This is a genomic window from Priestia sp. LL-8, from assembly GCF_036227845.1.
Taxonomy (GTDB): Bacteria; Bacillota; Bacilli; order Bacillales; family Bacillaceae_H; genus Priestia; species Priestia zanthoxyli.
In genome coordinates, this window is record NZ_JAZAQH010000001.1 from 1909938 (window position 1) to 1934182 (window position 24245).

General features: G+C 38.2%; 32 protein-coding genes and 1 riboswitch. Of the genes, 26 read left to right on the plus strand and 6 right to left on the minus strand.

What is annotated here, in order from left to right:
- The first annotated feature begins 15 nt into the window (after positions 1-15).
- Positions 16-1140 (plus strand): conserved virulence factor C family protein, encoded by a 1125-nt coding sequence (locus U9R83_RS09645; protein ID WP_014460469.1) that lies wholly within the window; start codon positions 16-18, stop codon positions 1138-1140.
- A 30-nt stretch (positions 1141-1170) separates the two neighbouring features.
- On the opposite strand, the gene U9R83_RS09650 is transcribed toward U9R83_RS09645, so the two are convergent.
- Positions 1171-2037 (minus strand): polysaccharide deacetylase family protein, encoded by an 867-nt coding sequence (locus U9R83_RS09650; protein WP_328575204.1) that lies wholly within the window; start codon positions 2035-2037, stop codon positions 1171-1173.
- 241 nt (positions 2038-2278) lie between these two features.
- Between U9R83_RS09650 and U9R83_RS09655 the strand changes: the two genes are divergently transcribed.
- The 14 genes from U9R83_RS09655 (at position 2279) to rarD (ending at position 13206) form a co-directional block, all read left to right on the plus strand.
- Positions 2279-2716 carry a BrxA/BrxB family bacilliredoxin gene (locus U9R83_RS09655; RefSeq protein WP_014460467.1) on the plus strand — a complete coding sequence of 146 codons (438 nt, stop codon included), beginning with the start codon at positions 2279-2281 and terminating at the stop codon, positions 2714-2716.
- A gap of 135 nt (positions 2717-2851) precedes the next feature.
- Positions 2852-3631 (plus strand): class I SAM-dependent methyltransferase, encoded by a 780-nt coding sequence (locus U9R83_RS09660; RefSeq protein WP_181903763.1) that lies wholly within the window; start codon positions 2852-2854, stop codon positions 3629-3631.
- Positions 3632-4011: 380 nt separating this feature from the next.
- On the plus strand, positions 4012-4614 hold the full coding sequence (locus U9R83_RS09665; RefSeq protein WP_025752035.1) for a YpjP family protein: 603 nt from the start codon (positions 4012-4014) through the stop codon (positions 4612-4614).
- Positions 4615-4803: 189 nt separating this feature from the next.
- Positions 4804-5118, plus strand: coding sequence for a thioredoxin family protein (locus tag U9R83_RS09670; protein WP_014460465.1), 315 nt, complete (start codon positions 4804-4806; stop codon positions 5116-5118).
- A 91-nt stretch (positions 5119-5209) separates the two neighbouring features.
- Positions 5210-5342: riboswitch (cobalamin riboswitch) on the plus strand.
- A gap of 258 nt (positions 5343-5600) precedes the next feature.
- Positions 5601-6560 (plus strand): ABC transporter substrate-binding protein, encoded by a 960-nt coding sequence (locus U9R83_RS09675; RefSeq protein ID WP_014460464.1) that lies wholly within the window; start codon positions 5601-5603, stop codon positions 6558-6560.
- 88 nt (positions 6561-6648) lie between these two features.
- Positions 6649-7257 carry an adenosylcobinamide amidohydrolase gene (locus tag U9R83_RS09680; protein WP_098112521.1) on the plus strand — a complete coding sequence of 203 codons (609 nt, stop codon included), beginning with the start codon at positions 6649-6651 and terminating at the stop codon, positions 7255-7257.
- Positions 7258-7261: 4 nt separating this feature from the next.
- Positions 7262-8248 (plus strand): adenosylcobinamide-phosphate synthase CbiB, encoded by a 987-nt coding sequence (gene cbiB, locus U9R83_RS09685; protein ID WP_328575205.1) that lies wholly within the window; start codon positions 7262-7264, stop codon positions 8246-8248.
- Entirely contained in the window at positions 8223-9302 is a 1080-nt protein-coding gene (gene cobD / locus U9R83_RS09690; RefSeq protein ID WP_014460461.1) for a threonine-phosphate decarboxylase CobD, read from the plus strand. The genes cbiB and cobD overlap by 26 nt, the downstream gene beginning before the upstream one ends.
- Positions 9299-9859 (plus strand): bifunctional adenosylcobinamide kinase/adenosylcobinamide-phosphate guanylyltransferase, encoded by a 561-nt coding sequence (locus U9R83_RS09695; protein ID WP_328575206.1) that lies wholly within the window; start codon positions 9299-9301, stop codon positions 9857-9859. The genes cobD and U9R83_RS09695 overlap by 4 nt, the downstream gene beginning before the upstream one ends.
- Complete coding sequence (gene cobS, locus U9R83_RS09700) at positions 9856-10629, plus strand: adenosylcobinamide-GDP ribazoletransferase (protein ID WP_328575207.1); 774 nt, start codon at positions 9856-9858, stop codon at positions 10627-10629. Before U9R83_RS09695 ends, cobS begins: the two co-directional genes overlap by 4 nt.
- Positions 10587-11201 (plus strand): histidine phosphatase family protein, encoded by a 615-nt coding sequence (locus U9R83_RS09705; protein ID WP_243549178.1) that lies wholly within the window; start codon positions 10587-10589, stop codon positions 11199-11201. Before cobS ends, U9R83_RS09705 begins: the two co-directional genes overlap by 43 nt.
- Positions 11153-11578 carry a bifunctional adenosylcobinamide kinase/adenosylcobinamide-phosphate guanylyltransferase gene (locus U9R83_RS09710; RefSeq protein ID WP_208732412.1) on the plus strand — a complete coding sequence of 142 codons (426 nt, stop codon included), beginning with the start codon at positions 11153-11155 and terminating at the stop codon, positions 11576-11578. Before U9R83_RS09705 ends, U9R83_RS09710 begins: the two co-directional genes overlap by 49 nt.
- Positions 11575-12144, plus strand: a complete 570-nt coding sequence (locus U9R83_RS09715; RefSeq protein ID WP_115653691.1) for a cob(I)yrinic acid a,c-diamide adenosyltransferase — start codon at positions 11575-11577, stop codon at positions 12142-12144. The genes U9R83_RS09710 and U9R83_RS09715 overlap by 4 nt, the downstream gene beginning before the upstream one ends.
- 135 nt (positions 12145-12279) lie before the next feature.
- Positions 12280-13206 carry an EamA family transporter RarD gene (gene rarD, locus U9R83_RS09720; protein ID WP_208732411.1) on the plus strand — a complete coding sequence of 309 codons (927 nt, stop codon included), beginning with the start codon at positions 12280-12282 and terminating at the stop codon, positions 13204-13206.
- A 91-nt stretch (positions 13207-13297) separates the two neighbouring features.
- Here the strand turns inward: rarD and U9R83_RS09725 are convergent, their stop codons facing one another.
- On the minus strand, positions 13298-13624 hold the full coding sequence (locus U9R83_RS09725; protein WP_013082852.1) for a MerR family transcriptional regulator: 327 nt from the start codon (positions 13622-13624) through the stop codon (positions 13298-13300).
- 294 nt (positions 13625-13918) lie between these two features.
- Here U9R83_RS09725 and U9R83_RS09730 point away from each other — a divergent pair, with 294 nt between their 5' ends.
- Positions 13919-14077, plus strand: coding sequence for a hypothetical protein (locus tag U9R83_RS09730; RefSeq protein WP_013056708.1), 159 nt, complete (start codon positions 13919-13921; stop codon positions 14075-14077).
- Positions 14078-14109: 32 nt separating this feature from the next.
- Here the strand turns inward: U9R83_RS09730 and U9R83_RS09735 are convergent, their stop codons facing one another.
- Positions 14110-15030, minus strand: a complete 921-nt coding sequence (locus U9R83_RS09735; RefSeq protein WP_328575208.1) for a CobW family GTP-binding protein — start codon at positions 15028-15030, stop codon at positions 14110-14112.
- 250 nt (positions 15031-15280) lie between these two features.
- Between U9R83_RS09735 and panE the strand changes: the two genes are divergently transcribed.
- Both panE and U9R83_RS09745 read left to right on the plus strand, forming a co-directional pair.
- A complete protein-coding gene (gene panE, locus U9R83_RS09740; RefSeq protein WP_014460453.1) occupies positions 15281-16210 on the plus strand; it encodes a 2-dehydropantoate 2-reductase in 930 nt (309 codons plus the stop codon).
- Positions 16210-17010, plus strand: a complete 801-nt coding sequence (locus U9R83_RS09745) for a GIY-YIG nuclease family protein (protein WP_014460452.1) — start codon at positions 16210-16212, stop codon at positions 17008-17010. Before panE ends, U9R83_RS09745 begins: the two co-directional genes overlap by 1 nt.
- A gap of 50 nt (positions 17011-17060) precedes the next feature.
- Here the strand turns inward: U9R83_RS09745 and U9R83_RS09750 are convergent, their stop codons facing one another.
- Positions 17061-17372, minus strand: a complete 312-nt coding sequence (locus U9R83_RS09750) for a hypothetical protein (protein ID WP_016763842.1) — start codon at positions 17370-17372, stop codon at positions 17061-17063.
- A gap of 243 nt (positions 17373-17615) precedes the next feature.
- On the opposite strand from U9R83_RS09750, the gene U9R83_RS09755 reads away from it, so the two are divergent.
- From U9R83_RS09755 to proC, 4 genes are read left to right on the plus strand one after another with little or no spacing between them, the layout of a single operon-like run.
- The gene (locus U9R83_RS09755) at positions 17616-18503 is read left to right on the plus strand and encodes a 5'-3' exonuclease (protein WP_014460451.1); all 888 of its coding nucleotides are present in this window, start codon (positions 17616-17618) and stop codon (positions 18501-18503) included.
- A gap of 46 nt (positions 18504-18549) precedes the next feature.
- A complete protein-coding gene (locus U9R83_RS09760; RefSeq protein WP_013056714.1) occupies positions 18550-18897 on the plus strand; it encodes a YojF family protein in 348 nt (115 codons plus the stop codon).
- 23 nt (positions 18898-18920) lie between these two features.
- Positions 18921-19583, plus strand: coding sequence for a bacillithiol biosynthesis deacetylase BshB2 (bshB2, locus tag U9R83_RS09765; RefSeq protein WP_013056715.1), 663 nt, complete (start codon positions 18921-18923; stop codon positions 19581-19583).
- A gap of 3 nt (positions 19584-19586) precedes the next feature.
- Entirely contained in the window at positions 19587-20390 is an 804-nt protein-coding gene (gene proC, locus U9R83_RS09770; protein ID WP_014460450.1) for a pyrroline-5-carboxylate reductase, read from the plus strand.
- Between the two features lie 160 nt (positions 20391-20550).
- On the opposite strand, the gene U9R83_RS09775 is transcribed toward proC, so the two are convergent.
- The gene (locus U9R83_RS09775; RefSeq protein WP_209368996.1) at positions 20551-20949 is read right to left on the minus strand and encodes a thiol-disulfide oxidoreductase DCC family protein; all 399 of its coding nucleotides are present in this window, start codon (positions 20947-20949) and stop codon (positions 20551-20553) included.
- Between the two features lie 149 nt (positions 20950-21098).
- Between U9R83_RS09775 and U9R83_RS09780 the strand changes: the two genes are divergently transcribed.
- Both U9R83_RS09780 and U9R83_RS09785 read left to right on the plus strand, forming a co-directional pair.
- On the plus strand, positions 21099-21665 hold the full coding sequence (locus U9R83_RS09780) for an RNA polymerase sigma factor (RefSeq protein WP_014460448.1): 567 nt from the start codon (positions 21099-21101) through the stop codon (positions 21663-21665).
- Positions 21662-22423, plus strand: coding sequence for an anti-sigma factor (locus U9R83_RS09785; protein WP_014460447.1), 762 nt, complete (start codon positions 21662-21664; stop codon positions 22421-22423). Before U9R83_RS09780 ends, U9R83_RS09785 begins: the two co-directional genes overlap by 4 nt.
- A gap of 40 nt (positions 22424-22463) precedes the next feature.
- Here U9R83_RS09785 and U9R83_RS09790 read toward each other — a convergent pair whose 3' ends face one another.
- On the minus strand, positions 22464-22898 hold the full coding sequence (locus U9R83_RS09790; protein WP_042992158.1) for an Hsp20/alpha crystallin family protein: 435 nt from the start codon (positions 22896-22898) through the stop codon (positions 22464-22466).
- 229 nt (positions 22899-23127) lie between these two features.
- Here U9R83_RS09790 and U9R83_RS09795 point away from each other — a divergent pair, with 229 nt between their 5' ends.
- Together U9R83_RS09795 and U9R83_RS09800 are read left to right on the plus strand one after the other, a co-directional pair.
- On the plus strand, positions 23128-23508 hold the full coding sequence (locus U9R83_RS09795) for a helix-turn-helix transcriptional regulator (RefSeq protein WP_013056721.1): 381 nt from the start codon (positions 23128-23130) through the stop codon (positions 23506-23508).
- A 374-nt stretch (positions 23509-23882) separates the two neighbouring features.
- Entirely contained in the window at positions 23883-24161 is a 279-nt protein-coding gene (locus U9R83_RS09800; RefSeq protein ID WP_025752053.1) for an AbrB/MazE/SpoVT family DNA-binding domain-containing protein, read from the plus strand.
- Positions 24162-24245 lie beyond the last annotated feature (84 nt).

Genomic DNA, 24245 nt, shown 5'->3' on the forward strand with positions numbered 1-24245 from the left:
GGAGTACGATACGACATGAACATTAAATCAATTGAGCCAACGCCAAGTCCGAATACAATGAAAATTAATTTAGACGAAGTATTATCAGGCGGAAAAAGCAATAACTATACGGAAAAGAATGCTGAAGCGGCCCCGGAAGTTGTTCAAGATATTTTAAAAGTAGAAGGGGTAAAAGGAGTCTACCATGTAGCGGACTTCTTAGCAGTAGAGCGAAATGCTAAATATGATTGGAAGCAAATTTTGCCGCAAGTTCGTGCAGCATTTGGTGAAGATTTGCAAAGTGACAGTGAACAGCACAAAATGAATGAGCATTTTGGTGAAGTCAATGTGTCCGTTCAAATGTTCAAAAACGTACCAATGCAAGTTAAGCTAACGGACGGAAATGAAGAAAAGCGCTTTGGTCTGCCCGAACGATTCGCCAAAGCGGTAGCAGAGCTTCAAAGCTTTTCAGATAACGTAGTATTAGAACGGAAATGGAAGGAACAAGGCGTTCGTTACGGAGAGTTAGCGGCTATCGGAGACGAAGTAGTGGAAGAATTAGCAGCGGCATATCCGCAAGAAAGATTAACTCGCCTTGTATCTAATGCACAAGAAGAAAAAGAAGGCGGAAAAACGGTACAGCCGCGTAAAACCTATAAAGTTACAGAAGAGATGCTAGAAGACAAAGATTGGTCAGTGCGCTATGCCCATTTAGAACAAATGGATCCAACAGAAGCTGATTTAGACGTTTTAAATAAAGCGCTTGATGATGAAAAAGCATCTATTCGCCGCTTAGCTACGGTCTACTTAGGAATGATTGAATCAAAAGCGGTACTGCCTTATTTATACAAAGCATTAAAAGATAAATCAGTCACTGTGCGCCGTACTGCTGGAGACTGCATGTCAGATTTAGGTTTTGAAGAAGGTATTCCGGCAATGTGTGAAGCTCTTGGTGATAAAAACAAGCTTGTGCGCTGGCGTGCAGCTATGTATTTATACGAGGTAGGGGACGAGACGGCTCTTCCTGCATTAAAAGCAGCAGAGAATGATAAAGAATTTGAGGTAGATTTACAAATCAAGCTAGCAATTGAACGTATCGAAGGCGGAGAAGAAGCAAAAGGTTCCGTTTGGAAACAAATGACGGAAAGCAGAAAAGCATAAAAAAAGATCATTCACTTGAATGATCTTTTTTTATGACTGTTTTGCAGCGGGAGTTGGAAACTGCATAGGCTGCATGGTGTTATCAATTTGAATAGGCTGATAACCGGACTGTTTTAAGTAAGTCAAAATAGTCGGCAGAGACTGTGCCGTAAAGGATTTGTCATGAAATAAAATGACGGGTGTTCTTCCATTGGAGTTAACCCCTTGAATATGAGGTTCAAGGCCCTGAATAATTCTAGGTGCAGAACGAAGTGCCCAGTCTTCACTGTCTACATTCCAGTCCCATAATTTAAAGTGGCTTAGCAACTCTGTACGGTGCGGCTCTTTTAAATAAGGAACGCTGCCGTAAGGAACGCGGATTAACTTACTGTCAACACCGGTTACTTTCTTAACTGTCGCTTGACACTCCTGCATTTCTTTTAATGCAGCGCCGTCTTCACTATACATGACATGAATATCATGAGAGACGCCGTGACAGCCGATGGCATGTCCTTCTTGTGCTACTTTTTTAGCAATTTCAGGGTGAGCGTCAATTTGATACTTTAACATAAAGAAAGTTGCTTTTACGTTATATTGTCGCAAAGCATCTAAAATATGAAGAGTATCGGGCGTTGGACCATCGTCAAACGTAAGGTAAACAGGCTTTGTAAGAGCTTGATTCTGATCGTTGACCGTATTTGCTACATACATATTATGGTGAAGTGTATTAAGCAGCTTCTCAGGCTGTGCTGAAGATGCAGCTTCTTTCAGCGGCAACGCAGTAGATGCTAAGATTTGCTGAGATGCAGCGGATTCACTTCCTTTGGCTTCTGTAATAAAAAACAAAGAAGCGACGATCACTAACACTAGAGACAAGAATGCATAAAATCGTTTGTTTGGCTTAAATCGTTGGTTCAATTTGAAAATCCTTTCTACTAAACTACTATTTACTACTATAGTACAAAAAATGGAATATTAATAGTAAAAATCGACATTTTTATGGAAAAAAATTAGATGATATGACCCGGTTTTAATCTTTTTTTGTCAAATGGAAAAGGGGAATGGGACAACGATGAGGATTTGAAAGGTGAGTAGCTAGATTTTTCCTGGGTTTTATAGTATGCTTTTAGCGTGAATGATTGTTAGGAGGAATGTTAATATGTCAATGGCATATGAAGAATATATGCGTCAGTTAGTTAAACCAATGCGTCAAGAATTAACTCAAGCTGGTTATGAAGAATTAACAACAGAAGAAGCCGTAGTTGATTTTATGGAAAATGTTGAAGGAACAACTTTTGTTGTCGTTAATTCAGTTTGTGGGTGTGCTGCTGGTTTAGCACGTCCTGCAGCAACGCAAGCGTATTTACAGTCTGAGCAAAAACCAAATCAAGTGGTAACAGTTTTTGCCGGTCAAGATAAGGAAGCAACAGCTAAAATGCGTGAATATTTCGGAGACATTGAGCCTTCATCACCGTCTATGGCGCTTTTAAAAGGAAAAGAAGTCGTTCATTTTATTCCTCGACACGAAATTGAAGGTCAGCCGTTAGAAGTTATTTTTGAAAACATTTTAAATGGCTTTAAGCAGCACTGTTCATAAAATGTCCTGCTTTTGTCACATCTAGTATATAGATTTTTAAAGAAAAATCGCATATACTTTATAAGAAAAAGGATGTCTATGGGCATCCTTTTTCTTTATGTAAATAGCCAAACAGTGTAGGGGGGAGTTATGAAAGTGATTGTTACGACTGCTGGTCGAACAAATGAACAGATGATTGTAAAAGCCAAGCAGGTAGCCGCTGATTTAAGTATACCTTTTGTAACAAGAGAGAAGAAATCTGTCGCAGATCTTCAAAATCTTGAAGCTGCAGACGTGCTGGTTGTCGGTAAAAATAGAGTAGAATTGCACGTCCAAAATGAAGAAGAACCTATTTTTTTTCATCCAAATTCCGCTATGTTTAGAGTGAAGAGATGGCTGCGCGGAGAACGTGATCCGTTTATTGAAGCTGCTAGTTTGGAAAACGGAATGAGCGTGCTTGACTGTACACTTGGTCTTGCGTCGGATAGTATGATGGCGAGCGCAGCGGTAGGGAAAAGTGGAAAAGTTGTCGGACTAGAAGGCAACCGCTATGTAGCTTATTTAGTCAAACAAGGACTTTTAAATTGGGAAAGTGACGTACAAGAGTTGAATGATGCAATGAAGCGTATAAACGTGGTTCATCAAAATTTTGAATCGTTTTTGGCGTGTTGTGAAGATAATTCTTTTGATGTTGTCTACTTTGACCCTATGTTTCAAGAGCAAATTGATGGATCGAATGGAATTAACGGTATTAAAGCAATAGCACTGTATACCGCGCTGACACCAATGGCTATACAAGAAGCAAAAAGAGTAGCCAAACAAAAGGTCGTGCTCAAAGATCATTGGAAAAGCAGTCGTTTTGAAGAACACGGATTTACCGTGCAAAAACGAAAAACATCAAAATTTCATTACGGGACAATTGATATACAAAAATAAACAAAAAAGTAAAATGGATAACGTTCATTGAAAAGACTTCCAAAACCTTTTAGGAATTAAAAAGTTTTGGAAGTTTTTTTTATGAATTTCATCTAAAGTTCATAAAAGTATGATATATTTTTGAACATAAAAATACTTTTGTGTTTAAGCATCCAGCAAAAAAGGAATATCTTGTATAGGTTTCCGCTCGGTGTGACAACCTCAAACAGAAGAAGGAAGGTGCTAACTAAAAAGTCTTCGAATGCCCGTAGACAGCATAAATGAATAAGCAAATATAGGTAAAAAATTAATAAGTATGTTACAATACCTAGTGAGTTATGATAATGAATTTTACGATATGAAAAGACCATATGGGAAAAGATGAGAAAGGAAAGATACGAATGCCTAGATGGATAAAAAGAATGCTAGTTGTATTTATTACAGTATTTACATTTGGGCTTGTCACTCCACCAGAATATTTATACGTTGATGATGCAAAAGCGGACAAGCAACATAAAGCAGGGTATGTAAGAGAAACAACTCCTGTCACAGCTGTTATAGAAGATATTCATTTGCCATATGAAGAACCAAAATATGAAGACGTTTCATCATTTGTTACGTATGCAATGGAATCAGCTGAAAAACAGTCAGTGGAAAAATTCGGAACAAAAATTGGGCCTGTCATTGAAGATGAATTTCGTCAAGCAGTGTTACCTAAAATTGAAGAAGTGCTGACCGACATTGGCACTGAACGTGAACAGTCAATTCAGAATCTCGAGATAAGCGAGCATCCTGCTGCTGGCTACGGTGAAAAGATTTTCCATGTATATGACCGGGAAACCGGTCAGGACTTAATACGGTTTCATGTACGGCGCGAAAATCCTCCAAAAGATGGATACTGGTTTAATTTTCACTATCATGCGGCTGCAGATAATTTTCAAAAGCATTATGATTTAGGGAAAATTTATTGGAACCGAAACATGCCGCCTAAATGGTTTAGCTGATAATAGACACAACATTCTACGATTTCGAAATGTTAGCTTTTTTTAAGCTAGCATTTTTTTGCGTCTAAAACCGTTATGGTCTAAATAAGCTGAAACATTAGCACAACGATAAAAAAATCGTTTATAATGAAGTCAGACTTCTTACCATAGAATAGTGAGAAGGAACGAATAGATGCCGGAGGTAACACAATGAAACAATTTACGGAAGAAAAACAATTTCGCGAACAAATTAAGAACGAAACACTAAGCGTTGGGATTTTTACGACAACGTGGTGTCCTGATTGCAAACGTTTGGATATGTTCATTGATGAAATCGTTGACGAAAATACAGATAAAGCATGGTTTAAAATTGACAAGGATGAGTTTGAAGAACTTTCTGCTGAAAACAATGTAATGGGTATTCCTTCTCTTCTTGTATATAAAAACGGTAAAAAAATTGCGCACCTGCACAGTGCAAATGCTAAAACGCCTGAAGCGGTCCGTGAATTTTTAGCAACTCTTTAATTCCCTAAGCTGCGAGAGCATTCTCGCAGCTTTTTTTTATGAGAATGGCTATTTCCATTTTTCGATGAGTGGGGTATACTAGGACAAGTGAATAATCGTAAAGCAATAAGGTCTCAATTTAAAGATTGAGTGAAAAGGGAAGTCTGGTGAAAAACCAGCGCGGTCCCGCCACTGTAAGCGCTTTGTGCGTAAGTCAGGAGACCTGCCTTATTGTTAGCTGTGAAACCTTCGAGGAAGGGTGAAGCAGGGTAATGAACATACATATCAAGTATAGTGAACGGATTCTTTTCCTGCTTATCTTGACGTTACCTGCTTTGCTTTCAATTGAAAGTAAAGCTTTTTTATTTTGAAGCTGCCGGCGAGCAGTATACATAGTCAAAGCGGAAAAACGGGATAGCGCTGCTTTTTGCATGATCATTTGCTTTTTCTTTAACGTGGAGGTTTCGTATTCACAATGAACAATATATAGGGGGAGTATTTAAATGAAAAAATGGCTTTCGTATTCCATTATTGCACTGTTAGTCATCGTACTTGCTGCATGCGGTGCAGGCAGCCAAAGCAACAGTGATAAAAAAACGAAGCAAGATACAGCACAAACGTCACAAGCTGCGTTTCCAGTAAAGGTAAAAGACGCACGTGATAAAGAAATTACGTTGAAAAAACAGCCTAAGAAAATTGTTTCATTAATGCCAAGTAATACGGAGATTGTATATGCCCTTGGCCTTGAAAAAGAATTAGTCGGTGTCACAAGCAACGATGACTATCCTAAAAGCGTAAAGAAAAAAGCGCAGGTGGGAGATATGAACGTTAATGCAGAAAAAGTTATCGCTTTAAATCCTGATTTAGTCCTGGCACACGCTTCAAGTATGGGCGTTTCGGATGAAGTATTTAAACAAATTGAAAGTGCGGGTATTCCGGTATTTGTTGTAAAAGATTCAACAACGTTTGATACGGTTTATGATTCTATTACGCAAATCGGTAAATTAACGGGTAAAACAAAAGAAGCTAATCAAACAATTAAAGACATGAAAGAAAAAGTAGCTTCAATTGAGAAAAAAGCAAAAACGATTTCAAAAGAAGATCGTAAAAAAGTATGGATAGAGGTATCAGGAGCTCCTGAGATTTATACAACAGGAAAAGGTACGTTCATGAACGAAATGCTTACTATGATCGGTGCTGATAACGTAGCTGCTAGTGAAAAGGGTTGGGTTAAGTTTTCTGAAGAGCAAGTTGTTAAGTTAAACCCTGACGTTATTATCGCAACGTATGATGCAGACAAAAATGAGATTATGAAGCGTCCCGCTTGGAGCAGCATGACTGCTGTAAAAGAGGGTAACATCGAGAAGGTTGATCAAAACAAAATCAACCGCTTAGGACCTCGTATTGTAGATGGCTTAGAGGACTTAGCAAAAGCAGTATACCCTGAGGTGTACAATAAATAAAAAGAGGGACCATATTCCAGTTCGAATTGAAAAGGGGATTGGTCCCTTTTCACATCTTAAAATTGAAGAACGGCCTGAGCTTTTAATCATGAAAACCGAGACTTCTTATAAAACATACAGCTCAGGCGTTTTAGGAACAGGCATCACGGAAACGGACACCTTTTACAATCGATTTGTTCATAAAGACTATTATTCAGATACGCCTTCTTTAGAGTATGAGCAATATTTGATGAAAGAAAATGTTCGCCATGAGCAAATCGTAGGGTTGATGACAGCCGTTTGGTTAAAAGAAAGAGCAATTTACTGTTATGAAGGCTACGGAGTAAGAGTAGCTTCCGTGATAACGGCTGGCGTAGGAAACGCAGTGGATATTACAGCTGATGAAGCTGTCCCGTTCTATTCCTCTCCCGGTACAATTAATATGTTTTTTTTCGTGGAAGGCACGCTTACGGATGCTGCGTTTTTACAGCTTTTTATTGCGGCTACAGAAGCCAAAACAAAAACGCTGTCACAGCTGGGTGTCATAGATCCAGCTACAAAGACGATTGCTACGGGAACATCTACGGACAGCATCTCAGTTGCAGCGTCTCAGCAAGGACCATTATATGAATATGCAGGCTCTATGACCGCTTTAGGTCAAGCGGTAGCCAAGCTGGTAAAAATAAGCTTAGAGCAGGCACTTAAGGGAAAGAGGTGAAGAAATGAGTATTATGCAAGCGATAATTGCACACCTGACGGCCATGACGATTGCTTTACTCATTGACCGAATCATAGGCGACCCAGAAAATTGGCCGCATCCCGTTCGCTGGTTTGGCAAGTGGATTTATTGGATGGATTCCAGATTAAATAAAGGTGCAGGAAAACGATTCAAAGGATTGCTTCTTGTGATAAGTATGGTGGTGCTCGCAGGAGTTGTTCCTTTCTTACTCCTCGATGCTTTGTACGGAGTTCATTTTATACTAGGTGTTTTAGTAGAGGGCGTAATAATTGCAACTACCATATCCACTCGTTCCTTAAGCGAAGCTGCTTATAAGGTGCAAAAGCCGCTTCAGCTAGGAAATATGGAGAAAGCTAGATATGAAGTAAGCATGATTGTGGGACGAGATACAGATCGTTTGTCAGAAGGAGAAATTGCCAGAGCGACGGTAGAGACCGTGGCTGAAAATACAAGTGATGGTATTACAGCTCCGCTTTTTTATGCATTTATAGGAGGAGGAGCCCTAGCCTTTTTTTACCGAGCTATTAACACATGTGATTCGATGGTTGGGTACAAAAATGACCGCTACTTTCTGTTCGGCTACTTTAGTGCAAAAACCGATGACGTATTAAACTATATTCCAAGTCGGTTAACTGCAGTAGTGATGACGGGTGTTAATGTAGCAAAAAGCCAATATTCTCTTTGGCATGTAACGAGTTTGATTAAGCGCGATGCTAAAAAGCATCCAAGTCCAAATAGCGGATACGGGGAAAGCGCAGTGGCTGCTCTTTTAGGTATTCAACTCGGCGGGCTTAATACATATAAAGGCATAGAATCTAATCGTGCAAAAATGGGTGAACCACTCATTCCCCTGCAAGCCGGTCATATTGAACAAGCTGTTTTCATTATGAAAAGGACGGTCTATGCTACGTGGTTATTATATCTTTTGTTAGGAGGAATTATTAGTGCTATTACCTACACATGGAGCTAATCCTCATGTCTTTTTAAAAGCAATAGGGGCAGAGAATTTGTCGCATCTAAAAGACTTTAGCGTGAACACAAATCCTTTAGGGGCTCCCCTTGTGCTTCACGAAAAGTGGAACGAATTCAAGGATGCAGCGTTTAGTTATCCTGATCCTCAAGTAATAGAGCTAAAAAATAAACTTGCAGCTCACCATCGTGTTTCAGCTGCTCAAGTGCTGCCTACAAATGGCGCTGCTGAAGCGTTTTTCCTTATTGCTTCTTTATTTTCAGAAGAGAAAGCAGGGATTGTACAGCCGACTTTCGTTGAATACGAACAGGCAAGTAAAGCTTATGGATGTGAAGTGACGTACGTTCCTTTGGTTGAAGAAAGTGGCTGGAGCTGGGATATAGAATTGGTTATGAGTATTCTACCGGACATAAAAGTACTGTGGATTTGTCACCCGAATAATCCAACGGGCGTTATGTATAATCATGAGGAGTGGATGAAAGTAGTAAAAGCTGCTGCTCATCATGGTACATACTTAATGATTGATGAGGCATTTATTGATTTTGTCGAACATCAGCCTTCATTTGATTCTCTTATTCTGGATTATGAACATATCATTATTGTGCGTTCGATGACAAAGATGTTTAATATTGCCGGGCTTCGGCTTGGCTATATCTTGGCAAATGAAAAAGTCATCAGCGAGATGTCTAAAAAGCAGCCTCCTTGGAGTGTAAATGGATTGTCGCAGCAAATAGGGATGATATGTGTAGATGAAAAAGACTTTGTGAAAAACACCGTACATTATATTAAACAAGAACGAAAACGGATCTTGAGTCAACTCAAGGAATGGGGGCTTTTGGTTTCTCCTTCTCAAACAAACTATTATCTTTGCAGCGTTCCGTCTCCTATTAAAACGCGTGAATGGCTTGGCTATTTAGCAAGCCACGGTGTGGTAGCCCGACATACTGAAAACTTCCCATTTTTAAATGGACGCTATATCCGTTTGGCTGTGAAAACGAAAGAAGAAAATGACTATTTACTTAAAGTAATCAAACAAGGACTCGATGAAATATGATCATCTTTATTAGCGGAGGCGTTCGAAGCGGAAAATCACGTGCAGCGGAGAATATGGTTCAAACTTTTTGTACAAAGCGCGCTGTTTATATTGCCACAAGCCGGCAAACAGATAATGAAATGCAAAAACGCATTCAGCTTCACCAAAAAGAACGCCAGGCAGCGAATACGTCTTGGGTAACGATCGAACAGTCTGTAGATTTACAACAAATTCTTCCAAATCTTCAAAGTGATGATGCTGTACTTTTGGATTGTGTCACGAACTGGCTTGCCAATGAGCTTTTTTTAACAGAAAAAAGGTGGCAAACAAAAGAAGGCAAACAAGAGGTTTTTCGTCATATGATAAAAGCGCTCGATAAGCTGTTTGCGCAGTCTCAGACGGTCGTGCTAGTATCTAATGAACTGTTTGAAGCGGGTGTGTTAGAGGAGCCCACATATAGCTATATGCATATGTTAGGGAAATTACATCAGTATATTGTAGAAAAAGCAGATGTGGCTATTTGTGTAGAAGCGGGACTTTCCTGTTTTAAAAAAGGAAAGGAATGTGTAAGCAAATGAAAGAATGGATAGCCATACTACGAATCTCTCTTCAGTTTTTTACGATCTTACCACTGGCTAAAACCGTTCAATGGACTGAAAAAAGAACAGCACGCTCACTTTTTGTGCTGCCTTGGATTGGCATATTACTAGGTTTAATGTTTTATAGCTTTTTACAGCTGCTTCACTATTCACCTATCACTGCTATTGTTAGCAGTATTTTAGTTTTGCTTTTGCCGCTTGTCTTAACGGGTGGTCTTCATGTAGACGGGTGGATGGATGTAAGTGATGCGTATTTTTCCCATCAGTCAAAGGAAAAGAAACTGCAGATTTTAAGCGATCCGCACGTTGGGTCTTTTGCTATTCTTTCTCTTATTGTTCTGCTTCTGCTGCGCTTTAGTGCAATCTATGAATTAACGTCTCTGTCTTCTTTATCGGTTTGGGCATGTATAACCGTCTTTACACTTCCAAGAATCGGAGCCGCTTTCTTAGTGATGAGAGATAAGCCCGCTAAAGATACGGGGCTTGCTGCTTATTTTCAAAAAGGAGTCACCAAACGGTCTATTTATGCATTTATCGTCATGAGCCTATTCTTAGTTGCTATTTTCATTGTTTTTGTAGACAATAAATTCATTATCTTTTTCTTTGCCGGTTTTTTATGGCTCTGGATACGGTTTTATCGTTCGCAGTTTGGTGGCGTAACAGGAGATGTTATAGGGGCAACCATTGAAGGAGGAGAAACGTTTTTATGGATAATTCTTTGGTTATCACATGTATTCGCCACGGTATGACGCTTGAAAATCAACAAAAAAAATATATAGGGTGGAGTGATCCGCCTTTAAGTATAGAAGGGAAAAATGAATTAAAAGAGCTTTCTCTAGAACCGGAGCTGGTTATTTCCAGTGACTTAAAAAGAGCGCTAGAAACAAGTTCAGTTGTTTTTCCTAAATCTCAGGTGGTTAAAAGGGAAAGTTGGCGTGAGCTGCATTTTGGAGATTGGGAAGAGAAGACGTATGAAGATTTAAAAAACATACGGGCATATAGAAATTGGATCGATCACTGGGCAGAACATACGCCTCCGAATGGTGAAAGCTTCTCAGGATTTTCAAACCGAGTTTGGGAAGCTTGGGAAGAAGCGGTCGATTTGGCGGCTAGTCAGCAATTGCGTCACATTGCTATTGTTTCACACGGCGGACCACTGCGTTTACTTGCGTCCCATTTTAAACAGACAGCGTCGCTTTGGGATGTTTCTTTTTCTTATGGAGAAGGTTTTTCAGTAACGTGCACATACAAACAGGCAAAGGAGAGAAGAGCATGCATTTCGTATTCGGCGGTGCATTTACCGGCAAAAGAAAATGGGTGAAGCAGCATTATGCCAGTGAGTCGATAAAATGGCATTGTTTGTATGAAGACCCCGTTTTACCGGCCATTGAGTTTGAAGAAAGTTACATTGTGCTAGAAGGATTTGAGCACTATGTTAAGGAATTAATACATAGCGAGCTGGAGGCTCCGCATCTTGTTGTTAAAAAGGTCATACAGAAGTGGAGAGACAGCGGTGTATGGGAACAGTTAATAGTGATTGGAACTGAAGTCGGCAAAGGGATTGTTCCTTTAGATCCAATAGAGCGGCAGTGGAGAGATGAATGCGGGTATGCGTATCAGCATTTAGCGGCACATGCCAAGAAAGTAGATCACATTTGGTACGGAATTGCTAATCGATTGAAGGAGGAAGTACAATGAACATTTACACAAAAACAGGGGATAAAGGGCAAACAAGCTTAATTGGAGGAAGAGTAAATAAAGATGATATTCGAGTGGAAGCATACGGTACGATTGATGAGCTAAATGGCTTTGTAGGTCAAGCGATTTATCAGCTGGATGACAGCACACTAAAAGATGTAAAAGAAGAGCTAGTTACGATTCAACATGAGCTTTTTGACTGCGGAAGTGATTTAGCATTTGCAAAAGATGATCATCCGTACAAAGTAACAAATGACATGATATCAGTACTTGAAAAGCGCATTGATGTCTATATGTCAGAAGCCCCGGCCATTGAGCGTTTTATTTTACCTGGAGGCACGCCTGCAGCGACAACGCTTCATATTTGCCGGACGATTACACGCCGCGCAGAACGGCTTGTTGTTGGCGTGCAGCGTGAGCATAAAATTAATGTGGCGGTGCTTCAGTATTTAAATCGTTTATCCGATTATTTCTTTGCTGCGGCTCGAATTGCTAATGCGCGAGAAAATGTACAAGACGTAGAGTATATTCGCAGTGCCAAAGTATTTAAACAGCCTAAAAAATAACGTATAAAAAACGGTCGAGCTAAAAGCGATCGTTTTTTTTATGAGCTATTTCGATAGGCAAAATAAAGCTATAAAAAAGAGGTAAATGCATCTATAATGATAAGAGACAGAGAGATAAAGAAAAGAGGTTGAGAAATGAATCAAGATTCTAAACGAGCAGGTATTGTTTATACAGCCAGCGCTTACGTTATGTGGGGGCTTTTTCCGCTTTACTGGAAGCTTCTTGGCGAGGTGAATGCGAATGAAATACTCGCTCACCGCGTTATATGGTCATTTGTTTTTATGCTTTTACTTTTGCTTGTGACAAAGCAAATGAGTTCTTTAAAGAAGACGCTTGGTTTATTATTTCGTAATACGAAACAAGCGATCATTTTATTTGTGGCATCAGTGCTGATCAGCATCAACTGGTTCGTTTACATTTGGGCGGTTAACCATAATCATATTATTGAAACAAGTTTAGGTTACTACATCAATCCGCTCGTTAGTATTTTGCTTGGTATAGTCGTTTTAAAAGAGAAGCTTAATTTTTGGCAGGGTGCTTCTGTTGGATTGGCTGCTATAGGTGTTATCGTTATGACAGTTACATACGGACATATCCCATGGGTATCATTAAGCTTAGCGTTTAGCTTTGGTTTGTACGGTCTTGTAAAAAAGACTATTCAATTAGAAGCAAAAGTAGGATTAACGATTGAAACGATGATGGTTGCACCTATTGCAGTTATTTATTTTATTTTTCTTTTAGTGAAAGGATCTTCAAGTTTTTCCCTTCAGTCGCTTGATCTGAGTTCTCTTTTAATTGGAGGCGGTATTGCTACAGCTATGCCACTATTGTATTTCGCTAAAGGGGCCCCACTTATTCCGCTATCGATGGTCGGTTTTTTACAGTACATTGCTCCTACCATGACGCTTTTATTAGGGGTATTCGTGTATCACGAACCGTTTTCTAGCGTGGAGATGATTGCCTTTTTGTTCATTTGGGGCGGATCGGTGATGTTCATTTTATCTAAAACTAAGTTCATGAGCTCTCATCAGCCGAAATTCTTTAAAGGGCGTTCAGCTTAACGGACAAAAAAGCGGATATCTTTAGATATGCGCTTTTTTGTCTGCTGTAAAGAAATAAAAACGGAGACGGAAAAGTCACCGTATGTATACTTTATAGCTTCCGCTTGAAATGAGCGTTCAACTGACCTTGAAGCATTTGGTTTTTTACTTCTTTCATTTTTCTCGCTTCATCTTTTTTAGCCAGTTCTGTGCGTATTTCACTCGTTTGAACTCCTTCTTCTATACGATCGGCAATATCCATTAATCGTTCGACGTCTGAAAATGAATATTTCCGGATACCCGTATTGGTTCGGTCCGGAAAGAGCAGGCTTCTTTTCTCATAGTAGCGAATTTGTCTTTCTGATAAACCGGTTAATTCTTTTACAATCCCAATAGACATGACTTTTTTATCTCGATATGACGCTTCATTCGTAGACAATCTCCCTCACCCCTGAGTACGTAGTAGTATGTTATTATAAAGGAAAAAAATACAAAAAATTATAACATGTAATACATTCTAACATATATATGTTATATTTTTGAATTACTATGTGAGAAAAAGTGACATAAATAATGAAATAGGGAAAAGAGTCCTATAAACTAATGATTAACTCGATCCCAAGTGGTTAACCATACAGGATAAAGCCTTGTGGTTAATCACTTGCTTTCAAAATGATGAATAGAAAATAAATGTGAGAATATACATAAATTCTAAAAGGGAAGGGCGTTTTACATGGCTGTGCAACAATTGAAAAAAGAAGAGATTATTGAGCTGGCAAAAGAAATTATTGAACTCGATTTGAAAAGAGATGAAAAATTTGAAGAATTGACAGAGTTAGCCGGAAATCGTGCATATGAAATTTTGCGCAGAGTACAAAATGCCTGTTTATAAGTAATAAAAAAATCCCGCCTAGAGCGGGATTTTTAATGAGATTGCTGTTCAAGATTAAATAATTCTTGTTTCATCTTAGCGTGATCGAGGTTTCCCCCTATAAAGACAAGAGTGGTGGGCAGCTTCATCATTTCTTTCATATATAGAGGCATGCCGTATGAATATTGAAACGAATACGTATCGTTCGAATGAGTAAAGCGCATATAGCCTTTAATGCGATAAATGGTATCTGGCATTTGGCGCAGCCAATTTTCAAATAATTCAAGATCCACTTTTTTTGTAAACTCATATACAAATGTTTTCAAATGAAGATGATCTTCAACATGAGCCTTATGGTGCGGCTGTTTTTGAGACAGCTGAGCTTTTTGAATCACATCAAGCTTCACGCGGGAAAATGTCGTTAATAATGTCCTTGCACTAGCGTTAATGGATTGAATCTCAAAAAGCAGGGAAGACTTTTCTGACTCAGACAGCATGTCCGTTTTATTTAATAAAATTACATCCCCATGTTTTACTTGTTCTTGAAGAAGTTTTTGAAGTTGAATGCTTAAGGAACCACGTTCTTTCCATCTTGTTGCGTCCAGTGTGGTGATAATACTTTTAATCGTAACTTGATGCGCAAAAAGAGGAGACATACAAGCATCTAATACTTCAATCGGATGGGCAACTCCCGTTGTTTCTATATAGATAGCATCCAATGTGTTCTCCTGTAAAAGTGAATGAAGCTGCGTTTCAAATTGACCTTGAATCGTACAGCATACGCAGCCGTTTAGCAATTCTTTTAACGGCGTGTCTTCTTCTACTTCATTTGAGTCAATCGAAACTTGGCCAAGCTCATTCATCACAACAGCAATATTGCGATTACGATCTTTTTCTTGCTGAAGCAGCTGTTTAAGCAACGTTGTTTTTCCGCTGCCTAAAAATCCAGATAAAATGTAGATTTCTGTTTTCATTTCAGTCTCTCCTATGTAAATAACATTGTTTAAATCGGAATTTTTCCGATTGCGGGTTGGTAAATAGTATATCCAAGAGGGTATAAATGTCTAAACGTAAATTTTATGCTTTTTTGTATTCATTATAACAACTTTAAAAGCGCTATGGCTATCTTTTGTAGAAAACTCAAAATACAATGAAATAAGAATATTATAAAATTTCAAACTAGCTGTGCTACAATAAAAGAAAAAGAAAAGGGGAGCAAAAGTTATGCGAATATTAGTTTTAGGCGCAGGCGGCGTTGGCGGTTATTTTGGAGGCAGGCTTGTGGAAAAAGGGGAAGATGTTACTTTCCTTGTCAGAGAGCGCAGAAAAAAAGAGCTGGAACAAAACGGACTTGTGATTAAAAGTGCACACGGTGACTTCACTTCACCTGTACAAGCTATTACAAAATCTGAGGTGAAAGGACCTTATGATGTTATTTTGTTCACAACGAAGGCTTATCATCTTACACAAGCAATTGAAGATGTTCGTCCTTTTGTAGGGAATCAGACCGTTGTAATACCTTTGTTAAACGGTATGGCTCACGTCGCTCCATTGCAGGAAGCTTTTGGGGAAGAGAAAGTCATTGGAGGGCTGTGCTTTATTGAAACTACTTTAAACCAAGATGGAGATGTCGTCCAGACGAGTCCTGCTCACAGACTTGTATTTGGTGAATTTAAGCAGAAGGACACAGAACGATTACAACTGATTGAGCAAGCGTTCAGTGGTACAAAGGCTTCGTTTGTGAAAAGTTCATATATTGAACAGGATATGTGGCATAAGTATTTGTTTATTACGGTTATGTCAGGCATGACTACTCTTATGCGTGCCCCTGTTGGCCCAGTTTTAGCAGCAAAAGGCGGGCGTCAATTTGTGCAAGAACTTTTTAAAGAAGTGGAAAATATTATGATGGCCTACGATGCACCATTAGCTGAAGGAATTATTGAACAGCATATGAATACGATGGACAAAATGACGTATGACATGAAGTCATCGATGCAGCGTGACATGGAAAAAAGCTCTCAAATTGAAGGAGACCACCTTCAAGGATATTTGCTGAAGTTAGCTGAAAAATCGTCTATACACGTACCGCTTCTTCAAACTGTACATACGCATCTAAAAGTATATGAAGAAATGTTAAAAGGTTATAAAAAATAATGACAGCAAAAATTGATTTAGCAGTCATGCAGGTACTGCAAAAGCTGCTAAGTACAGCAGAAATGGGACAATTGCCTTCCGCTCCTGGCATTTATTTTTTCTTTGATAAACCCGGCAGACTTTTGTATATCGGAACCACGACGGGCTCTCTATCAGAAAGAGTAAGAGCTCACGTTGCAGGAAAAGGTGTTAGCAACACAAAAAAATTTCATGAAGAAATTTATGCTGTTGGATATATTGAAGTTCATGGATTAAAAAAAGAATTAGATATGCTGAGAACGATGCTTGTAAATGGTTATTTTCCAAAATACAATAAACAAGATGTAAAAAGAGAAAATGAATACGACATTTACACCGTTCACGGCAGAGTCCTCAGGGATACAGAAGTTGATAAGAAAAAAGTCTCCAAGCGAAAAACGGTGCTAAAGCCAACGTTAAAAGAGATAGAGATTCGCCAAGAAAACAGCGATATTACATATGCACGAGTCGCAAATATGAATGCTGAAGATCGAGTGAAAAAATTGTGGTCTTGTCAAGAAGCAGGAGCGCAGCTGCATCTTCCGGAGTCGAAAGTGTTAGCAATAAGTGACCGGCTCTTAAAAGAGCAGTATACATTTCAGCGAGATATGAAAAAGAATATGATGTTTACGATGCGGGATTTAGTTGTTATTCAAGTGTTGTTAAATTTAAATCCGACTCATGATTTGAAAAAGAGAGAAATAAAGGAAGCCATCAGTTTAGTGCGTAAATTTGGCATAGAAGAAGCTCTTCGCATCTCTGAAAAATTACTCAAAACGTAATAAAATCCATGATCATTGTGATCATGGATTTTATCATTTATCATTCACATTTAAGCTAATTCGTCAATAACTTTTGGTAGAGCCATAATGGAAATAACGCAAAGTGAACTGACAACTTGATGCATTTCAAAAATGGCAATGATGAATAACATCAGTGATATATATAATTGAAGGCCTTTTAATCCCCACGGCTTGCGATCGAAAAAAAAGTCGCTAAGTACAAATACAAAGAAAATGAGCGAACTGAACAAAATAATCATGGATGTAGACATGGAACGATCATAAGCAATGATAAATAACAAAGCGAGAAGCGACACAACAGATATAACTTTTAATGTTTTAATCATCGTGTTTTTATTCACTTTTTTCACCTTCATTTGTAGGATTGATCTTTCATCCTCATTTTATAGGATAGTCAAAAGTTCTAAAAGTCAAACGAATAAATCATAACAACAATTTAACATCTTTATACTACATTTACATTGAGAGAAAAAAATGGGCGGGTTTTGAGCTTTGTGCACTTCATTGACGCGTGCAAAGAACAAGTGCTATAGTATGTTTGCTCTAAAAGCTAAAGGAGCAAAGTTTTCAAAGGACGTGACTATGTGAACGAAACACTATTAGTAATTGATGGATTTAATTTATTAAGCCGCTGTTATTTTGCTACTTCTTATGGAAGAGATGAAGCAGCGTTGACAAGAAACAGTAAGGGCCAATTTACGAATGCCCTGAGAGTAACGATTCAAAAAATGCATGCATTGATTCACCAATATGAGCCAAGCCATATTTTCGTCGCTTGGGATGTTAAGCGTGAGGATACAAAACGTAAAGATACATACGCATTATATAAGCAAACAAGAGCAGAGCTGCCTGAGCCGCTGATTCAGCAGTACGAAACGTTAAAGCAATTTTTTGACACAGTAGGCATTTATCAAATGTCATTGTCTTCTTATGAGGCAGACGATTTAATTGGAGCACTTGCAAGCAAGTGGAGTAAAGAAAAGCAAAGTCCAGGGTACATCTATAGCAACGACCGAGACTTGCTTCAGCTCCTAGATCAACATATTTCGCAAATTATTGCCAAAAAGCAGGTTGGTGATCTTGTATATGGCTTTAAGCACTTTCAAGAAGAATACAATATTCACCCTCGTCAATGGGTGGACGTAAAAGCATTGCTTGGTGATAAATCTGACAATATTCCGGGCGTTCCTGGTGTAGGAGAAAAAGCCGCACTGCCTCTTATTCAACAATATGGCTCTATCCATGAAATTTATGCACAAATTGAACAATTAGATCCAGCTTTTAATCGTTACAAAAAAAAGCTGGCCGAAGGAAAAGAACTAGGTATGCTTAGTCGTGAACTTGCTGAGATTATTATAGACATTCAAGAAATCAGTATGTTAAGTTGGGAAGAATTAACATTTATGTATGATTATGAACGATGGAATAAAGAAATTCAAAGTCTAGAACTAAACATTAGGATTCGCTCATGATTTTTAGTACAATACAATTTATGAACATGAGAAAGGAGTAACAAGCGTGCAACCAATTCATAAAGAAACAGTCCAAAAAAAAATACAAACATTTTTAAATAAAGACGTATATGTACACCTGGAAACAACAAACGGTGCATATGCTTCACACGTAAATGAAAAAGTAATGACAGTTGGGGCTTTTATTCGCAATGGTAAAGTCACTATTTCAAACGGAAAGATAACGGGAGAAGGTCCTTATCGTGTAGGTCTTCAAATTGATTTAGGATGGATTTATGCAGAGGGATTAACAGATTGGGAAATCGATGAAGAAGGCAGACTTCTTCTAGCCGGGCACGACTTTGAAGGTCGTTTAGCAGTTGCCCTTCAACTAAGTGAACATCCGTTTTCATAACAGAAAAGAGAGGAGAATAGAACATGGAAGAAAGATTATTAATTGTATTTCCACATCCTGACGATGAAGCATATGGAGCAGCAGGTATGATCACGCAAGCTAGACAAAAAGGAACGCCGGTTACATATGCCTGTGTTACGCTAGGTGAAATGGGACGAAATATGGGTAGACCGCTGTTTGCTAACCGTGAAACTTTACCTCAAATCCGAAAAAAAGAACTTTTAGATTTAGCGAACGTTTTAGATATTCAAGACTTGCGTATGCTAGGGCTTCGTGATAAAACGCTGGAATTTCTTGATATTGATGTTTTTGCAGATAAAATTGAAGAAATCATTAACGATGTCAAGCCAACTCACATTTTAACGCATTATCCTGGATTTGCGGTACATCCTGATCACAATGCTACGGGTGCAGCTACGATTCAAGCGGTAAAACGTATGCCAAAAGAAAAGCGTCCGGTTGTTTGGTGTCATGCGTTTTCAAAAGATCGCATTGAACATATTGGAGAACCAGATGTTATTTTTGATGTAACAGCGATGAAAGATAAAAAAATTGAAGCGTTAAAAGCGCATCGTTCTCAAACAGAAGGAATGATGAACGCAATTGACTTCGATCGCTTATCTGACTATCCGCAAATGGAACGTTTATTAACAAGAGAAGAATTCTGGACATATAACTGGGAGTAACAGATGAAAAAACAGCGAATTTTATTTATTGGAGCAGGACGAATGGCTGAAGCTGTAGCGGCTGGTTTGGTTACGAGCAGCGCTGACAGTATTGAGGCAGTGGTGATGTCAAACAACGGAAATATTGAGCGGTTACAGCGTATTGAAAAAACGTACGGCGTACAAACGACGCAAAATTGGTGCCAAGAAGTTGACAATTCGGATGTTATTATTTTAGCGATGCCTCCTGAGGCCCATCCTTCCGTGCTCAAGGAACTTTCGACTCATTTAAATCAACAATTTGTTGTAACGTTAGCTGCAGGAATTGGTCCGAGTTACTTAGAAAATCATCTTCCGCAGGATACGCCCGTCGCTTGGATTATGCCAAATACAGCTGCTATGATTGGACAATCGATGTCTCTGTATACACTTGGAACTTCTGCCACAAAAGAGCATAAAGAAGTGCTTCAAATGATTTTAAAAGGAATTGGTGAAGCGCATGAGTGTTCAGAGAAAGAAGTACATGAGCTAACGGCTGTAACTGGCAGTGCACCGGCGTTTTTATATTATTTTGCAGAATCGTTAATTGATGCAACTACTGCTTACGGTGTGGACGAAAAAACCGCCAAAGATTTAGTTATTCAAATGATGTATGGCTCTGTACAAATGCTGCATGAAACCAAAGACCCTGCGTCTTTAAGAGAGCAAGTAACAACTCCAGGCGGCGCTACTGCCGAAGGGTTAAAAGTGATGAAAGAACAAGACTTTTCCTTAATAATGAAGCAGGCAATTGAAGCAACGAATAAAAAAGCAATGGGTGGAAGCTAAAAAAGCTCGTACAACCATATGTTAGCTAAACAATCCGAACTATAGTTCAGCATTCTTTCATTAGAATGCTGAATCAGTTCGGATTTTTTTATAAATAGACTTTCTTAATATAAAAATATGCCTCTTTAGAGTTGTTTTTTTCTCTATGTGCCGAGCTGTTTTAGTCATCGACAAATCGCTTTTTCGTATCAGAAGTTGGGAGCATGCAGTGCTGCTGTTTGCCAAACCACTTATATCGGTTGCGAGCGATCCAATTGTATACGATATCTCGAATAGGCGCAGGGACGATAATAAGTGCATATAAAAATTTAACGGGTCCATCTAAGCGCTTGGCGATTTTTAAAGCAGCCGTTGATTTTATATATCTTTGTTTTCCATGAATATATACAATGGTGTCTAATTGCTCAGGAAGTAAGCCGTGAGAGGCTAGCTGCTGCTTTCCGAAATCTGATTGAAGAGAAGCGAAAGAAAACAAAGCTTGTTCATCACGTTTAATAATAAATTGAACACTGCTATTACATAAATTACATATGCCATCAAAAAGAATCAAATGTTTCATTGGACAATTTCGCTCCTATTCCATAAAAAAAGTATAATTACTTGTCATTTTTGAAAAATAAAGGTACGTTTAAAAGATGTGAAAGTGATCCAAATTCAAAGGTAATTCGATTATATAATAAGGACTCATAAGAGTTAAAGGAGAAGGGTATGAAAGAGCAAAACGACGTTGTCTTATACAATAGAATAAAAGAACGAGACAAAAAAGCCCTTGAACTGCTGTATGACAAGTATGAGCGAATTCTTTATTCGTTTGTATACCGGTTAACAAATAGCTCTGATATTGCTGAAGAAGCTGTTCAAGAAGTATTTATTAAGCTGTGGAGAGGAAAGGGAGTTTACAGCGATGAAAAAGGGAAGTTTTCATCATGGCTGTTTACGATTACAAGAAACACCGCGATTGATATTGTGAGAAAAAGAAAAACCGATCCTATTTTCTCAGAAGAAATTTTTGATTTTATTGAAGACGATCATCCTCAGATTGACGAGCAGCTTCAGTGGAAAGAAGAACAGCAGAGAGTACGGCACGCTGTATCAAAATTGTCTGAAGACCAAAAAAAGATTATTCAATCCGTTTATTTTAAGGGATTAACGCAGCAAAAAGTAGCAGAAGAGCAGCAAATCCCATTAGGAACAGTAAAGGGTAGGGTGCGATTAGCGTTGCGGAAATTAAAAACATATTTAGGTACCGATGCAGAAGGGAGAGCTGATTCATGAGTATGTGCAATAAACTAATTGATTACTATAATGATCAGTTGACTTCCCATGAGAAAAAAGAGTTTGAAATGCACTTAAAAAACTGTCAAAGCTGTCAAGATGAACTAAAAGAACTGGAAGAAGTTCTTGGAGATCTAACGTATTTGACATCAGAACAATCTCCTCCTCCAGAAATGAAACAGCGAATACTTGCGAATGTATTCGAAGAAGATCAAGGTGAGACAAAGAGAGAACCAATAGCTTTAAAAAATGAAAAACAATATGCTGCGTCTAAGAAATCAAATAAAAAATCCGTCATTATTGGATTAGCTGCGGCACTTCTTTTATCCCTTGCAGGAAACAGCTACTTTCTGTTGAAAGATGAAGACAAAGGCAAACAAGAACCAAATGTTTCGGTTGCTCCTCAAAACGAACCTCTTACATCTGAGAAAACAATGAAGCTGCAGGCAGAGGCGAACGTTTCTGGTGAAGCAACAGCATCTCTTACGAAAAAAGGTGGAAATTTAAATGTGGTTATTCAAGCGAATAACTTGAAAAACGTAAAAGGGAATGAAGTTTATCAGGTGTGGCTCATAAAAGGTGATAAGCCTCATCCGGCAGGTGCTTTTGTAACAGATAAAAATGGAAACGGGACAGTGGTCTATACGATGAGCCAAAAAGAACAGACTGAAAAGTGGGATGTTATGGCCATTACGTTAGAACCGAATGCGAATAATAAGACGCCAAAAGGAAACATTGTGTTAAGTTCAGCGCTCTAAAAAAACCCTTCTGCTAACAGAAGGGTTTTTTTACGTGCAGTTAATCATCTTCAAATTGTATAGCAATGGTTTGATCATTTTCTATCTTGTTCAGTCGAATTTCCAATAATCCATTTTTGTACTTAGCGCGAACCGGTTCGTCCGTGTAGTGAAAAGGAAGTTTAACCGTACGAGAAAATACGCCTGTATGGCGTTCGTTCAGCTTTAACTTTTGTTTAGATGCTTCATAAGCATAAGGAACGTTCCCTTCAACTGTTAATATATTTGCGTCCAACTTAATTTGAATGTCGTTAGTGGATTGTAGTCCAGGAACTTCAACGACGATAATGCCTTCTTTATCGGTTTCATATAAGTCGACGTTTGGAAATCGCTTTGGCAAGATGTGATTTAAATCGCTCCAAAAGTGATTTCCAAGCATATCCTCTACCTTATGCTGAATCGAACCCCAATCAATCTCTTCATATTTTTTACTCAAAGGAACCCCTCCTTATATTCACGTAAATTCCTTCTATATATATGAAAAAAAGAAAATTCAATGCCTGCTTACAAAGAATGAGAAAAACGCGTAAATAAGTGAAAAAATATGAGAAAAAAAAGAGATTTTGAGTGAAAAAGAAGGATTATGTAGAATAAAAAAAGTATAATTACGTATAGAGCTTTCTATTATTCTGAATAAAAGCAAGTATGTGAAGGGGGAAGTTGAGATGAGAGAAAAGCGTACATCCAGTGGTTTTCTATTAAAACAACGTGCTTTCTTAAAATTATATATGATTACGATGACGGAGCAAGAGCGTCTGTATGGTCTTCGGTTATTAGATGTGTTGAGAGATGAATTTCGACCTTTTGGATTCAAACCTAATCATTCTGAGGTATACAAAGCTCTTCATGACTTGATTGAAGACGGTGTCCTCAAACAGGTGAAGCGTAAAAAAGAAGGAATGAAGCTTCAAGAAGTGGTTTATTATACATTTACAAATGAGGGAGAAGAGAAAGCTAAATTATATAAAAAACAATTAAAAGTAGAGCTGGAGCGGTGTGAAGCCATGATTCAAAAAGCTATTCGTGACAACTTCGGGTCCAAATGAACGTGTCTTTAGTTAGAAAAGACACGTTTTTTCTATAGCTGATTTTGTCGTCTTATGTCGGAATAAAAGTTATAAAATGGGTACAAAGTAGTGTAAAAGATGGATATATAGTTATATTATGGATAAAATACACACTTTTAACATATATGGATGAATTCGATTTTAAAGATTATGCACTATTCATAAATAGTGTACGAATTGATATGATACAAAGTGTATATAAATCTATTTAATACGTTATTTGCCATATTTTAAGAACTTATAAACCGTTATCAGACCATCATTGGAGCATTTTGGTTTTAGCAACTTTGACGAATTTGACTAGATTTGTATCGAGAAGATATTATTTGTTTACTATGAAAGGAATGGATTTTATGAAGTCTACAGGAATTGTAAGAAAAGTAGATGAATTGGGTCGCGTAGTAATTCCTATTGAATTGCGCCGTATTTTAAATATCAACACAGGTGATCCAGTAGAAATATATGTTGATGAAGATATTATTATCTTACAAAAGTATAGCCCGTATGGTGCTTGCTTAGTAACTGGGGAAATTACGCGTGAAAACTTAACCTTTGGTAATGGAAACGTTGTGTTAAGTAAAAAAGGCGCGGAACAGCTTTTACAAGAGTTAGAGCGTACCTTAAATAAATAAGAAGTTTTAGGTCTTAGTATAAAGAAGAATATCCATCCATCTTTAAACCAAAAAAAGAACGTTCTCAACAGAACGTTCTTTTTT